General features: G+C 70.4%; 12 protein-coding genes and 1 pseudogene. 7 read left to right on the top strand and 6 right to left on the bottom strand.

Annotation, left to right across the window (positions count from 1 at the left end; translation table 11 throughout):
* Positions 1-58 precede the first annotated feature (58 nt).
* A complete protein-coding gene (locus ATM97_RS34275) occupies positions 59-241 on the bottom strand; it encodes a transposase (protein WP_255587452.1) in 183 nt (60 codons plus the stop codon).
* On the bottom strand, positions 157-1173 hold the full coding sequence (locus ATM97_RS09115) for an RNA-guided endonuclease TnpB family protein (RefSeq protein WP_218717524.1): 1017 nt from the start codon (positions 1171-1173) through the stop codon (positions 157-159). The genes ATM97_RS34275 and ATM97_RS09115 overlap by 85 nt, the downstream gene beginning before the upstream one ends.
* Before the next feature lie 150 nt (positions 1174-1323).
* Here ATM97_RS09115 and ATM97_RS09110 point away from each other — a divergent pair, with 150 nt between their 5' ends.
* Entirely contained in the window at positions 1324-2007 is a 684-nt protein-coding gene (locus tag ATM97_RS09110; protein WP_218717523.1) for a GAP family protein, read from the top strand.
* Between the two features lie 124 nt (positions 2008-2131).
* The gene (locus tag ATM97_RS09105; protein WP_255587442.1) at positions 2132-2851 is read left to right on the top strand and encodes a polyprenol monophosphomannose synthase; all 720 of its coding nucleotides are present in this window, start codon (positions 2132-2134) and stop codon (positions 2849-2851) included.
* 55 nt (positions 2852-2906) lie between these two features.
* On the opposite strand, the gene ATM97_RS09100 is transcribed toward ATM97_RS09105, so the two are convergent.
* Positions 2907-3347 (bottom strand): DUF6069 family protein, encoded by a 441-nt coding sequence (locus tag ATM97_RS09100; protein WP_218717522.1) that lies wholly within the window; start codon positions 3345-3347, stop codon positions 2907-2909.
* A 153-nt stretch (positions 3348-3500) separates the two neighbouring features.
* Here ATM97_RS09100 and ATM97_RS09095 point away from each other — a divergent pair, with 153 nt between their 5' ends.
* The 3 genes from ATM97_RS09095 (at position 3501) to ATM97_RS09085 (ending at position 5891) form a co-directional block, all read left to right on the top strand.
* On the top strand, positions 3501-4052 hold the full coding sequence (locus ATM97_RS09095; protein WP_218717521.1) for a hypothetical protein: 552 nt from the start codon (positions 3501-3503) through the stop codon (positions 4050-4052).
* A gap of 80 nt (positions 4053-4132) precedes the next feature.
* Positions 4133-4693, top strand: a complete 561-nt coding sequence (locus tag ATM97_RS09090; RefSeq protein ID WP_308248423.1) for a copper chaperone PCu(A)C — start codon at positions 4133-4135, stop codon at positions 4691-4693.
* The gene (locus ATM97_RS09085; RefSeq protein WP_218717520.1) at positions 4686-5891 is read left to right on the top strand and encodes a Dyp-type peroxidase; all 1206 of its coding nucleotides are present in this window, start codon (positions 4686-4688) and stop codon (positions 5889-5891) included. The genes ATM97_RS09090 and ATM97_RS09085 overlap by 8 nt, the downstream gene beginning before the upstream one ends.
* An 18-nt stretch (positions 5892-5909) precedes the next feature.
* On the opposite strand, the gene ATM97_RS09080 is transcribed toward ATM97_RS09085, so the two are convergent.
* Together ATM97_RS09080 and ATM97_RS09075 are read right to left on the bottom strand one after the other, a co-directional pair.
* The gene (locus ATM97_RS09080; protein WP_218717519.1) at positions 5910-7328 is read right to left on the bottom strand and encodes an HAD-IB family hydrolase; all 1419 of its coding nucleotides are present in this window, start codon (positions 7326-7328) and stop codon (positions 5910-5912) included.
* Positions 7328-9757: a glycerol-3-phosphate 1-O-acyltransferase gene (locus tag ATM97_RS09075; RefSeq protein WP_218717518.1), complete on the bottom strand. Its 2430-nt coding sequence runs from the start codon at positions 9755-9757 to the stop codon at positions 7328-7330. The genes ATM97_RS09080 and ATM97_RS09075 overlap by 1 nt, the downstream gene beginning before the upstream one ends.
* A gap of 194 nt (positions 9758-9951) precedes the next feature.
* Here ATM97_RS09075 and ATM97_RS09070 point away from each other — a divergent pair, with 194 nt between their 5' ends.
* Positions 9952-11238, top strand: a complete 1287-nt coding sequence (locus tag ATM97_RS09070; RefSeq protein ID WP_374104843.1) for a salicylate synthase — start codon at positions 9952-9954, stop codon at positions 11236-11238.
* Between the two features lie 118 nt (positions 11239-11356).
* Here the strand turns inward: ATM97_RS09070 and ATM97_RS09065 are convergent, their stop codons facing one another.
* Positions 11357-12976: a (2,3-dihydroxybenzoyl)adenylate synthase gene (locus tag ATM97_RS09065; RefSeq protein ID WP_218717516.1), complete on the bottom strand. Its 1620-nt coding sequence runs from the start codon at positions 12974-12976 to the stop codon at positions 11357-11359.
* Between the two features lie 161 nt (positions 12977-13137).
* On the opposite strand from ATM97_RS09065, the pseudogene ATM97_RS34855 reads away from it, so the two are divergent.
* A pseudogene (locus ATM97_RS34855) lies at positions 13138-13374 on the top strand (phosphopantetheine-binding protein); the annotation flags it as partial.
* Between the last annotated feature and the right edge of the window lie 117 nt (positions 13375-13491).

Below are 13491 nucleotides of genomic sequence, written 5' to 3'. Positions count from 1 at the left end.
TGAAGCCAGACAGTGTGTCCCGGTCATCGACTCGCCGTCTTGCGACGACGAGGTTGAGTCAGTGACTCTTCCCGAGGCAGTCTCCCTGCACGACGAGGTCGTGTCCGACAGGAGTTCCTTCGGGCTGCTCCCGCACCAACTGTACGGTGTCGGCCGCTAGCGCGGCGAGGTTTCTCGCGGCGTTGACGTCCCGGTCGAGGGTGTAACCGCAGGCCTTGCAGACATAGCTGCGTTCGGACAGGGCGAGCTTGGCTTTCGCCGCGCCGCATCCGGAACATGTCTTATGACGATCGTGTCGAACTCGGCAACCAGACGGGTGGTCAGCTTTTGCTGTGTATCGCGGCGCCGGTTCGCGACTCGGGCATGCAGTGTGTCGGCTCGCGCATGGGCCTTGGTCCAGCGCCGGGACGGCATGAGACCACCGCGCCGATCGGGGCCCTGTCGGCGTGCGATCTGCCGCTGCACCCGCCGCAACGACGTCTGCATGCGGTCGAGGTGTCGTGGATTCGGCACCTGTTCGCCGGTGGACAGCACGGCCAGCGACTTGATTCCCAGGTCGACGCCGACTGTCCGGTTCCCCGCACGGGAACGAGGGGCCGGGTCCCGCAACTCGACCGAGAATGACACGCTCCATCGGCCCCTCCCGAAGCTCAGCGTGGCCGAGCGTATCCGGGCAGACCCGCAGGCCACCTTCCGCGCCAGCTTACGAGTGGACTCATGGGTGCGGACCGTACCGATCACCGGCAGTTTGATGTGTCGGCGATCGGACCCCAGCCCGAATGCGCCGGTGGTGAACCGGCACGTCGGACGCGTTCGATGTTTCGACTTGAAGCGAGGTAGCCGCGTGAGCCCGGCGCTGTAGTTCTTCAACGCAGTGGCGAGGTTCGCGCCGCCGGAGGCATACGCTTCCTTACTGTTCTCCGCCCACCACGGGGCCACCTCGCCTTTGGCCGCATTCCAGGCCTTGCGCAAGCTGTACGCCGAGGCGCTGATCCATGGGGTCAACGCGTCGGGCGCCAGGCCATACGACTCCTCGGCCCGGCGTTGGGACCAGTTCGCCAGCACACGCGCCAGACACCAGTTGAAGGCCAAGCGTTGTGCACCACAATGCGACCGCATCGCATCGGCCTGCGCGTCGGTGGGGTCGAGTGCGAAAACGAACGCGCGGATCATCGCGCGTCGTCGTCGGCGGTGGAGGTCGCCACTTCCCCCGGAGTGTTCGGTCTCACCCGGTCATTGTCACTCGTGCCGTCCTCGATCGCAGCTTCGCGAGGTCGGCGGTCGTCGGCTCGACCGTGACCGGCGAGTAGGGTCGCGGGGGTCATGGGTGTCCTGCTGATCACGTTGCTCGGGTTTGCGGTGGTCGACGCGTTGGATGTGCTGTTGGTGGCGATCACGACGGCGGTGGTGGCGGACAGTCGGTTGGCGCGGCGGTCGCCGGTGGTCGGGGGGCTCAGTTTTCTCGGTGGCGTGTTCGCGGTGTCGGTGGCGTTCGGGATCGCCACGGTGCTGGGGATCGATTTCCTGGTCCGGCTGTTCGACTTCGAGCTGACGCCGCTGCTGCGGTACTGGGGTGAGCTGCTGATCGGTGTGGTGCTGATCGTGGTGGCGGCGTTGCCGATGGACACGACGATGGGCAGCGGCGGGCGCTGGGTACGGCCGGTGCGGAAGTATCCGTGGTTGATGGGGGTGGTCGGGGTCACGCTGGGGCTGGCGAAGGTGCCGACCTCGGTGCCGTACCTGGCGGCGCTGGCGATGGTGTCGGCGCAGCGTCCGCTGCCGGTGGTGTGGCCGCTGATCGTGGTCGCGTACTGCGCGATCGCGCTGCTGGTGCCGCTGGTGGTGCTGGCGCTGGCCCTGCGCACGACTCCGCGCGCCCGCCGGGTCTATCGGGTGCTGGTGCGGGCGATCACCCGCTACGGTCCGCCGGTCGTCCGGGTGTTGTTCGTCGTTTTCGGCGTGGTCCTGGTGGTCGACGCGCTGGTCCACGCCCGCCAGCTGTGGTGACGCGGCCACGGCCGCTCAGGTTCGCGTCAGGTCGATCGAGTACGGTCATAACGAATCGATGACATGCTCGCGCACCCGTTCGGTGGGTCGCGCAGCGTAACCAGGTGAGCAGGGAGGGCGACCCTTGAGGGTTACCGTTGTTGTGCCGACCTACAACGAGCGGGAAAATCTGCCGGTGGCGGTGGAGCGGCTGACGGCACTGCCGGTTCCCGATCTGCACGTGCTGGTGGTGGACGACAACTCACCCGACGGCACGGGGGAGGTGGCCGACAAGCTGGCCGCCGAGCTGCCGAACGTGGTGAGCGTGCTGCACCGCACCGAGAAGGACGGCCTCGGCCGCGCCTACATCGCCGGCATCACCCAGGCCCTCGACGAGGGTGCCGACGTGGTGATCCAGATGGACGCCGACCTGTCGCACCCCGCCGAGGTGATCCCGGCGATGCTGGAGAAGCTGAGCTCCGCCGATGTCGGCGTCGTGCTGGGCTCGCGCTACGTCCCCGGTGGCTCGACCGCCGCGGAGTGGAAGTGGTACCGCAAGGCGCTGTCGGCCTGGGCGAACTTCTACGTGAACCTGATCCTGCGTCTCGGCGTGAAGGACGCGACCGCCGGCTTCAAGGCGTGGAAGGCCGACACCCTGCGCGCGATCGACGTGGCGTCGATCCGCAGCAACGGCTACTCGTTCCAGGTCGAGATGAACTACCGCGCGATCAAGAAGGGTTACACGATCGCGGAGGTGCCGATCCGGTTCGAGGAGCGCACCCTCGGCGCGTCGAAGATGAGCCTGAAGGTGCAGCTGGAGTCGGCGCTGATGCCGTGGAAGCTGCTGTTCGGCCGCTCGGTCTAGGACTTACGGCGAAGGGCCCCACCGGTTTCCGGTGGGGCCCTTCGTCATGTTCGGACTATCCGGTGGTGATGCCGCGGCGCACACCTTCCAGCGCGACCACGATCACCGGCACCAGCACCACGTGCATCACCGACAGCGCGATGGTGGAGGCGGTGTCGAAGTCGGCGTCGACGGTCAGCGCGATGGTCGCGATCGACAGCAGCGACCCGACGACGGCGGCGACCCGCAGCACGCCGGTCCACAGGTAGGACACCGCGACCGCGACCGTCAGGCCGATCAGCAGCGGCACGGACGACATCAGGACCACCCCGCCGGGGGCGACATCGGAGACCTTCCCCGCGTTGGTCATGGTGAAGTCACCGCCCGCCGCGGCGCCGATCGCCCACACGATCAGGTTGAGCGCGACGGCGGCGACGACGCCGCCCAGCACGGCGACGGGGCGGGACAGCGCGGGCAGGGTCAGGGTGCGGGTGGCGGGGGCGGTGGTGGTGGTCATGTCGTTCTCCCTCATTCGGTGGTGAGACCATCATCAAACCTAAACAAATATTGAGGTCAAGTCGTCGGTCGAAATCTTTCGCTTCGCATCGATGAGACGCTGGTCATAGGCCCTGCGCCCGGTCACTACGACAGATGGTCGTAGCATGGCGGGGTGCGTTCACCGAGGGATCACACCGCGCGCTTACGTGGCGCCGCGGTGGGTGCCGCCTCCGGTGCGGTCGCCGTCCTGGCGCACGGACTCGGTGGCGCGAGCACGGTTCCCGGCGGATCGTCGGTGGCCCTGCTGCTCGCAGCCTGCGCGCTGATCGGCGCCATCGCCTCGGCCCTGCCGCGCGGGAACACGCCGCTGGCGACGATGGCCGTGCTGGCCGTCGGCCAAGGCGTCGGGCACACCGCGCTGTCGCTGGGACACGCCCAGCATCACCACGCCTTCTCCGCCGCCATGCTGGTCGCCCACCTGGTGGCGATCCCGGGGGGCGCGCTCGCGATCCGCGCCGCCGAGGTCGGGGTGCGCCGGGCGATCACCAGCGTGCGACGGCTGGTCCTCGCGCTGGATGGTCCGCCTGCCCCGTCCGCGCGACCGTGTCCGCTGCCCCGCGCCGACGAGCGCGCCCTCGCGCGGCAACTGCTCCGGCGACCCGGGATCGGACTGCGCGGTCCGCCTGCCGCAGGTCGTACCGCACTTCACCCCGTTCCGGCGTAGCCGCCGACATCCGCCGACGCGGCGGATGATTCGCCGTGCCGGTCCGGGTCCTCACCTCACCCGATGATCGGAGATCTGCCGTGTCCGCATTCCCGCATACCCTCCTGCGTTCGTCCCGCGCCGCCCGCCGGCTCGGCGCCGCGACCGCGCTGTCCGTCCTCGCCGTCTTCGCCACCGCCTGCTCGGACGCCGAGCCCGCGCCCGCCGCGCCCGCCGCGGCGGGTGACCGGATCACCATGAGCGACCAGTGGATCAAGGCCGCCGACTCCGGCATGTCCGCCGCCTTCGGCAATCTGAAGAACACCGGTGACGCGCCGGTGACGTTGGTCGCCGCGACCAGCCCCGTCTCGGATCGGGTCGAGATCCACGAGGTGGTCCCGGACAGCACCGGCGCCAAGACCATGCGCCCGAAGGAAGGTGGCATCACCATCCCCGCGCACGGCGAGGTGACGCTGAAGCCCGGCGCCGAGCACCTGATGTTCATGGACCTGAAGCAGCCGCTGCGCACCGGCTCGGAAACCTCGCTGACCCTCACCTTCGCCGACGGCTCGAGCACCGTCGTCACCGCGCAGGTGCGCGACTTCGCCGGCGGCAAGGAGAACTACGCGCCGGGCACCGAGAACTCCTCGCACGGTGGCTGATCCGCAGACCAAGCTCTCCCGCCGGCGATTGCTCGGCGGGGGAGCGGCGGCGGCGGGCGTGGTCGGCGCCGCCGGGATCGGCTGGGGTGCGGCCGGTCTCGCGCAGCGCGAACCCGAACGCGACGACGCGCTCGAGGTCGTCCCGTTCTACGGCGCCCATCAGGCGGGCATCGAGACGACCCCGCCCGGTCATGTCGCCTTCGCCGGTTTCGACCTGGCGCCGGGTGTCGGCCGCGAGGACGTCATCGGGCTGCTCCGGATCTGGACCGACGACGCGTCCCGGCTCACCCAGGGTCGGCCCGCGCTCGCCGACACCGAACCGGAGCTCGCCGTCCGCCCCGCGCGTTTGACGATCACGGTCGGTTTCGGCCCCGAGCTGTTCACCGCTGTCGGCCTGACCGAACGGCGGCCGAGCTGGTTGCGGCCGCTGCCGCCGTACCCCATCGACCGGCTCGAACCCGCCTATACCGGCGCCGATCTGGTGCTCCAGGTCTGTGCCGAGGAGGCGACGACGGTCGCGCACGCCGTGCGGGTGCTGTCCAAGCACGTGAAGTCGCTGGTGACGGTGCGCTGGGTGCAGCGCGGTTTCCGGGACGCGCCGCGCGGCCAGACCATGCGCAACCTCATGGGCCAGGTCGACGGCACCGTCAACATCGCCCCGCGCACGGTCGACTTCGATCGGCTGGTGTGGGACGACGGCACGTCGACGCCGTGGCTGGCCGGTGGCTCCTCGCTGGTGCTGCGCCGCATCGCCATGGACCTCGACACCTGGGACGAGCTCGACGCCGACGGCCGGGAACTGACGGTCGGCCGCCGGGTGTCCAACGGCGCTCCCCTGACCGGCACCGCCGAACACGACGAGCCGGACCTGGCCGCCGTCGACCGCAACGGCATCCCGGTCATCCCACCGTCGTCGCATGTCGCCAGGGCCAGGCACACCCACGCCGGGGAACGGTTCCTGCGCCGGGGATTCAACTACGACGAGGCCCCCGCGCCGGGGCAGGTGTCGAACTCGGGCCTGCTGTTCGTCGCCTACCAGCGCGACATCGCCGCCCAGTACCTCCCGGTCCAGGCGCGCCTGGCGGAATTCGACGCGCTGAACCAATGGACGACCCCGGTCGGCTCGGCGGTCTTCGCCATCCCACCCGGTGTCCCCGGCCCTGGTCGCTACCTCGGCCAGCAGCTGTTCGAGGGGTGAGACCGAGTCCGGCCGGGCTCAGTCGGCCTGCGGCCAGTCCAGCAGGGTGTTCTCGAACAGCCGGCGGACGCTTTCGACCTCGTCGTCCATGTCGGTGGGGTCCCAGCCGGAGACGTCGATGGGCGGCAGTACCGCGACATCGACGACTCCGGACCGGGCGATCGGTGAATCGCGCCAGGCGATCTCGCCCGCGTTGCGGATCACCACGGGGATCACCGGGACGCCGGCCTGGATGGCGATGTGGAAGGCGCCCTTCTTGAACGGGCCGACGCCGGGCGTGTAAGACCGGGTGCCCTCCGGCGCGACGGCGATGGACAGGCCGTCGCGCAGGGTCGAGACCACCGGCGCGAGCGCGGCTTTGGCGCGTTCGGTGTCGGTGCGGTCGATGAAGGTGACGCCGACGAACCGCATGAGCGGGCCGAACAGGGGATGGTTGGCGAGTTCCTTCTTGCCGATGCCGGTGACCGCGCCGTCGAGCACCTTGGGCACGATGATCACGTCGAACTGGCTCTGGTGGTTGAACAGGAACACCGCGGGGCGCGGGGAGCGGGCGTGCTCGGCGCCGACGACCCGCAGCCGCACATCGATCGCCGCCAGGGTCGCGGTGGTGCCGTCGTGCATCAGCGCGTCGGCCATCGCCTGACGCTCGCGGGTGTAGCTCTTGCGCAGCACGCCGACCAGCGCGCCGCCGAGGAGCGCGGCGAACCCGGCGAGGGTGCGCAGGTAGTCGACCGGCCGCGGGGCCTGCCGGGGCCGGAACGTCAGCGCGGGCCAGCCGCGTTCGGTGGCGAGCTCGGCGAGTTCGGGATCCGGGTCGACGACCGTCGGGATCTCGGCCAGGTCGAGCAGCGTCAGATCGGTGATGCTGTCGGCGTAGGCGTAGCCGATCTGCACTTCGGCGGCGGCGGCGAATTCGGCCACCGCCTCGGCCTTCTCGACCCGCCACAGTGGCGCGCCGTCCGGCTGCCCGGTCACGACCCCGTCGCGCACGGCCAGCTGGGTGCACAGCACGTGGTCGATGCCGAGCCGCTCGGCGGCGGGCTGCACCTGGAAGCGGGTGAGCTCGCTGACCAGCACCACCGTGTGCCCGGCGAGCTGATGCGCGCGCACGAGCTGCCACGCCTCGGGGAACAGCCGCCCGTAGATCTCCCGGCGGAAGGCGCTGCGGCCCAGCTCGTCCAGCTCGGCCTCCGACATCCCGGCCCAGCTCCGTTCGACGGCTTGCAGGAACCGCCCGAAGTCACCGTCGCCGCCACCGCGCCGAATGCCCCCGAGCAGTGCGGCCCGGCGCGCGTCGCCACGGCGCAGCACCCGGCTCGGCAGCCCACGGCGGGGCAGCCCGTCGACTACGGTGCCCCCGAAGTCGAACACGGCGGCGACGCCCGGTCCCTGCGGACCCGACCTGATCGCGGCGACGGCCGCGGCGAGGGTGCCCATCAGATCGTGGTCCGGTTCGACGGGTCGAGGCTGGCCGCGCGCGCGATGCGCTCGCCGAGATCACGCAGCCGATCGGCGAATTCTTTTCTGCGCGCGACCAACTCGTCCTCGGCGCCCTCGGGGGCTGGGCCGATCAGTCCGTGGTTGGCCGCCAATTTCCAGGCGCTGGTGAACAATTCGGTCGATACCGATTCGGGGCTGTGCAGCCGCTGCTGCAACAGCATCTGCTTGCCGACGGCGACGCACTCGTCGATGAACTCCTTGCGATCGATCGTCGCGTCGGCCGGGCGCGCGGCCAGTCGCTCGGCCACCACGAGCTGGGCGTCGAAGAACGAGCGCAGGACGCGATGGGCCATCACGAACCCGGAATCGGTGAGCGCGCCGAGGAATTGACGATCCAGCCGGTCGTCGGGGGTGTTCTCGTCCCATTCCGGCACGATCAGGCGCACCTCGTCGATGATCTGCTCGGCGAATTCCTGGCGCTCGGGGAAGAAGAACTCGAACTTGAGCAGGTCGCGCAGCGCGAAGGCGGCCTTCCAGGCCGAGCGCAGCGGGTCGTCACCCGGTTCCTCGACGGCGGTGAGCGCGGCCAGCTCGAGGATGGCGCGGTTGACGAACCAGTGCACCGCGCTGTTGCGATAGAAGGCGGCCTCCAGGTGCGCGCCCGGTTCGATCGCGTAGACCGGTTCCAGCCCACCGCGATACACGGTGACCACCCCGGCCAGCGCGAGCTGTTCCAGCACTACACGCAGGCCCTGGTCGTCGCGCAGGGCGGACAGCTCGCCGCTGGGCAGGCCGCGCTGGGCGATATAACCGAGCACCGGGTCGACCACGGTGCGGACCTGTCCGAGCGTCAGCGCGCGCTCGTGCACGCCGAGCAGGGCTAGGGTGACCAGCGCGTTCACCGTGATCGGGGTGACGGCGTTGATCCCGACGGCGACGTCGAAGGCCAACCGCTGCACCGCTTTGCGCTCGGTCTCGCTCAGCGCCGACTCGTCGGGAACGCTTGTCGCGCCGGTCGTGGTGTCGCGCAACGGGATGGTCGTCGGCCGCTGGTCGAGCGGATCACCGTGCGCGCCCAGCCGTTCCCGCGCCGAGAGCGGCTCGCCGAAGCGCACATACACGCGTCCGGCCGAATGCTGCTGGCTGCGGACATATCTGGCGAGCCAGCCGATGCCCTCCGGCTTCTTCTTGCCGCCGGACTGTTCGCTGGCGATCGCCCCCAGCTCGTTGAGCCGCTCGTAGGTGATCGACACCGGCACCAGCAGCACGTCTTCGACGCGGCGTGAACGGACCGCGGCGGCGAGGTAATTGAGCAGACCGTAGCGCGGCGGCCGCAGCTTGCCGGTGCGGGTGCGCCCGCCCTCGAAGTACCACTCCATGTTGAATCGCTTGGCCAGCAGATAGGCGAAGTACTCCTCGACGACGGCCTTGTACACCTCGTCGTCGCCGAAGCTGCGGCGGATGAACACCGTTCCGGTGCGCCGCGCGATCGGGCCCATCGGCCAGAAGTTCAGGTTCGCGCCGCCGATCACGTGATTGGGGGGGAAGTCGTTGCGCGCCAGCACGTCACCGAGGACGAACGCGTCGACGTAGGAGCGGTGCGAGGGCAGGAACACCAGCGGGAACTTGCGGTTGAGCTTGCGCAACGCGTCCAGGCCGTGCAGGTCGGTGTCGACCTTCCAGGTCGAGGCGTGCACCGGCCGCATGGCCTGGGTGAACAGGTCCGAGACCAGTCGGCTCTGCGCGGCGACGAGCTCGCGCAGCGCCTTCTCCGCGTTGCGGTACACCTGGTCCGGCTCGGAGCCGATCTCCTCGGCGATGTAGTCGAGTTTGCGCTGGAATTCGGGGGAGTCGAGGATCTCCTCGGCCACCAGCTGCGGCACCTTGTAGCGGTCGCCGATCACGGTGCGTTCGGCCCGTTCCAGCGCCACCACGGCCGCGCGCACCACCGACCGCGCGAACGGATCGGCCGAGCCGGCCCGCAGCAGGGCGGCGGCCTCGGGGTTGTTGGTGCGCAGTTCGCTGAGCCGGGCCGGCGCGCCGACGAGCACCCGGTGCCGGTCGGGTTCGGTGCGCAGCAGCCTGCGCTGGACCAGCCGATTGGGCTTGCGGGGGTTGGTGAGCAGGGCCAGATCGGCGAAGGTGACCCGGCGGACGCCGTCGCGCTCCGGCGGCAGCCACAGCACCCGGACCGGGACGACGAGTGGGTCGTCGTGCCTGCCGACCAGGCGTTTGGTGATCGCCTTGGCGTCGAGGTCGAGCTGGGTCACCGGGGCGTCGGAGCCGATGTCGCGGGCCAGCCCGCCCTCGGCGATCCAGTTGCCGATCAGTTCGCGTTCGACGCCGGAGGCCGCGTCGACCAGGGCGACCACCGAGTCTGCCCCGGATCCCGTTCGCGGGCCGCGCCGCCCACCGATGTCGATCATCCCTCCATTCAAGCGGCAGTTCCGCCTCGGCGCACCGAACTTCGACGACAGCGCGTGGCGGGGACCGCTCGGGGGTGGCATAGGTTACCCAATGCTGGGCTGGCCAATCGACGAGGTAATGCTAACCTAACCCGAAGAAGTTAGGTCAGCATTACCTTGGAGGATCGTTGTCGTCGACGGAGCAGCCCGTACGGGTGGAGTATGTGACCGATCCAGCGGCAGCGATGTCTCGTCTGGCGGCGGCGGACCGCTTCGGTGAGTACGTGATGTACGAGCAGCCGGGGGAGTGGGTGTTCGCCGCCGATCCGCTCGGCAGCGTGGAACTCGACGCCGGTGAGCTGCGCACGGTGTGGGGCGGCAAGACCACCGCGCGCGCGTGGACGGGCAGTCCCGCGCAGGTCGTCGACGCCGCGCTGGCCGAACTGCCGCTCGACGGCCGCAACGCCTTCGGCTGGATCGGATTCGAGTTCTGCGCGTACTCGCTGGCGGCCACCCGCTACCTGAACCAGCGGACCCCGCTGGCGCACCTGATGATTCCGCGGATCGAGGTGCGCATCGACGCCTCCGGCGTGCGGATCAGCGGCGCGACCCCGGGGGAGGCGTGCGATATCCACGACCTGATCGCCGCGTCGCAGGGCACCGACCTGCCGGTCGCGCACCCCGTCGACGTGCGGCCCGACCCGACCGGCTACCAGGACCGCGTCGCCGCAGCGGTGGCCGAGATCCGTTCCGGCAGCTACCAGAAGGTCATCCTGTCGCGGAAGGTCGCGCTGCCCTTCGCCGTCGATGTGCCCGGCACCTATCGCCTCGGCCGCGCCAACAACACCCCCGCCCGCTCGTTCCTGCTGCGCCTGGGCGGGCTGGAAGCGGCCGGGTTCAGCCCGGAGCTGGTGGCCTCGGTCGACGACGATCGCATCGTCACCACCGAGCCGCTGGCGGGCACCCGCGCCTTCGGGCTCGGTGTCGAGGCCGACGACGCGGCCCGCGCGGACCTGCTCGCCGATCCGAAGGAGATCGTGGAGCACGCGATCTCGGTGCAGACCTCGTTCGCCGAGATCACCGAGGTGGCCGCGCCCGGCACGCCCGCTGTGTCCGACTTCATGGCGGTGCGCGAGCGCGGCAGCGTGCAGCACCTGGCCTCGACCGTGCGCGGCACCCTCGCCGCCGACCGGACCAGCTGGGACGCGCTCGAGGTGCTGTTCCCCTCGGTGACCGCCTCCGGCATCCCCAAGCGCGAGGGCGTCGACTCCGTCTTCCGCAACGACCACGACCCGCGCGGCCTGTACTCCGGTGCGGTGGTGTGCGTCTCGCCGACCGGCGCGCTCGAGGCGACCCTGGTACTGCGCGCGATCTATCAGACCGGCGAGGGCGCCTGGCTGCGCGCCGGTGCGGGCATCGTCGGGCAGTCGCGGCCCGAGCGTGAGTTCGAGGAGACCTGCGAGAAGCTCGGCAGCGTCGCGCCCTACGTCGTCAAGGCTTGAGCCTGTCCGCGAATTCTGCCGATCGTCGGGTGCGCGGGACTTGGGCATCGGGCCGACGGTGGTGGCCGTCGGCCCGATGCCGGGCGTACCCGTGTTCACGCGAGATCAGTGCGCGGGGTCAGGCGAAATCGGCGCGTAGGGCCTTCTTGTCGATCTTGCCGACGGCGGTGATCGGCAGCGAATCCGCCTGGCGCACCAGGTCGGGCAGCTTGTAGGTGGCCAGCCCGCGCTCGGTGAGGAAGGTCTTGATCTCGCTCAGGCTGGGCAGTTCGCCGGTGACGACCAGGACCACGCAGGCCTTCTCGCCGAGCGAGGCATCCGGCAGACCGACCGCCGCCGCGTGCCGGACGGCGGGATGGGCGAGCAGGTGCTCCTCCAGCTCGTCGCACGAGATGTTCTCGCCGCCGCGGTTGATCACGTCCTTGATCCGGCCGCTGACCACCAGGTGCCCACTGGGCAGCTGCCGCACCAGGTCACCGCTGCGGTAGTAGCCGTCGGGGGTGAAGGCGCGCGCGTTGTGTTCGGGCGCGCGGTAGTACCCGCGCAGCGTGTACGGGCCGCGGGTGAGCAGTTCGCCCTCCTCGCCGGGCGCGACGTCGTTGCCGTCGGCGTCGACGACGCGCAGTTCGTCAGCGGGGGAGAGCGGGCGGCCCTGAGTGGTGTAGACGAGCTCGTCGTCATCGTCGAGGCGGGTGTAGTTGAGCAGGCCCTCGGCCATGCCGAACACCTGTTGGAGACGGCAGTGCAGGGCCGGCTCGACGTCGCGGGCGTTGACCTCGGCCAGACGCGCGCCGCCGACCTGCAACAGCCGCAGCGAGCTCAGGTCGGCGTCCTCCCAGTCGACCGCCGCGCTCCACAATTGGGCCAGCGGCGGGACGACCGCGGTGACGGTGACGCCGTGCTTCTCGATCGCGGCGAAGGCCGCCTCCGGGCTCGGGTCGACAGTGAAGGCGATCGCGCCGCCGGTCGCCACCACGCCGAGGATGCCGGGGCAGGCCAGCGGGAAGTTGTGCGCGGCGGGCAGGGTCGCGAGGTAGACGTCGTCGGCGGTGAGTTCGCAGATCCGGGCGCTGGCGGTCGCGTTGTAGGCGTAGTCGTCGTGGGTGCGGGCGATCAGTTTGGGCAGGCCGGTGGTGCCGCCGGAGACCAGCATCAGCGCGATCTCGGACGGGTCGATCACCGGCAGTGATGCGCCGTCGGCCGCGATCGAATCCAGCGCGGTGAACTCACCCGGATCACCGGCGACGAGGACGTGGCGCAGGCTCGGGACGGCCTGGCGCACGGTGGCGGCGAGCTCGCGGTAGTCGAAATCGCCCAGGGTGTCGGGGATCAGGTAGGCCACGGCGCCGGAAAGCGCGGCCAGGTGCTCGATCTCGGCGCGGCGATGCGCGGGCAGGGTCAGCACGGGGATGATGCCCGCTCGCAGCAGGCCGAACAGGGCGGTGGCGAACTCGGGAATGTTGGGCAGCTGCACGACCACCCGGTCGCCGGGTTCGATGCCGAGCGCGAGCAGGCCGTGCGCCATCCGGTCGGCGGCGGCGTCGAGGTCGGCGTAGGTGCGCACGCCCGTGTCGGCGAGGATCGCGGGCCGGTCCGGCTGGGTGCGGGCGGAGTCGCGCAGGAGGTCGCCGAGGGTGCGTCCGGCCCAGTAGCCATCGGCGCGGTACTGCTGTGCGGCGGCCTCGGGGAAGGGGACGTAGCCCTGGCGATGGTCTGCTGCGGCTGATGTCGACGTCACGTTCTGCCTCGCTGCTCTGGCCGGTGGTCCGGTGGTTCGGCGCCCGCGTCGCAGGCTACCCTTGCATAGGTTAGGCAACCCTATCTCAATGGAGTAGGCTGCCGCCGAGCAGTACCGGAATCCGTCCGGCCACGGACGGCGAGCAAGGAGTGAACCGGCAGATGGATACCGCACCCGCAGGCGTCGTGATCGACCGCGCCGAGATCCGCGCCGCGATCGCCCGCCAGCTCGAGCTCACGCCCGACGATGTCGCCGACGTCACCGACCTCATCCAGCTCGGCCTGGACTCGATCCGCACCATGAAGCTCGCCGGCGGCTGGCGCAAACGCGGCATCGCGGTGAACTTCGCGCTGCTGGCGGCCCATCCGACGGTCGACGCCTGGTACGCCTTACTCAACGGCGCGCATCCGGGCGAACTCGATGCCGCCGCTCCGAATCCGTCCGCGGAGGATGCGTCGCCGGCCGGCTCCGCCGAGGGCTCGGCCGCCGCACCGAGCGCGGTAGCGCGTGGCCCG

It is taken from the genome of Nocardia sp. MH4, assembly GCF_019266065.1.
GTDB classification, from domain to species: Bacteria; Actinomycetota; Actinomycetes; order Mycobacteriales; family Mycobacteriaceae; genus Nocardia; species Nocardia canadensis.
Note: the sequence above shows the minus strand (reverse complement) of the source record. Positions and strands in the feature narration are given on the sequence as shown.

Bases quoted from the DNA above. Each gene is read 5' to 3' on its own strand.
- ATM97_RS09115 (WP_218717524.1), bottom strand. From the start codon at position 1,173: ATGATCCGCGCGTTCGTTTTCGCACTCGACCCCACCGACGCGCAGGCC.
- ATM97_RS09100 (WP_218717522.1), bottom strand. From the start codon at position 3,347: ATGACCACCACCACCGCCCCCGCCACCCGCACCCTGACCCTGCCCGCG.
- ATM97_RS09110 (WP_218717523.1), top strand. From the start codon at position 1,324: ATGGGTGTCCTGCTGATCACGTTGCTCGGGTTTGCGGTGGTCGACGCG.
- ATM97_RS09080 (WP_218717519.1), bottom strand. From the start codon at position 7,328: ATGGGCACCCTCGCCGCGGCCGTCGCCGCGATCAGGTCGGGTCCGCAG.
- ATM97_RS09075 (WP_218717518.1), bottom strand. From the start codon at position 9,757: ATGATCGACATCGGTGGGCGGCGCGGCCCGCGAACGGGATCCGGGGCA.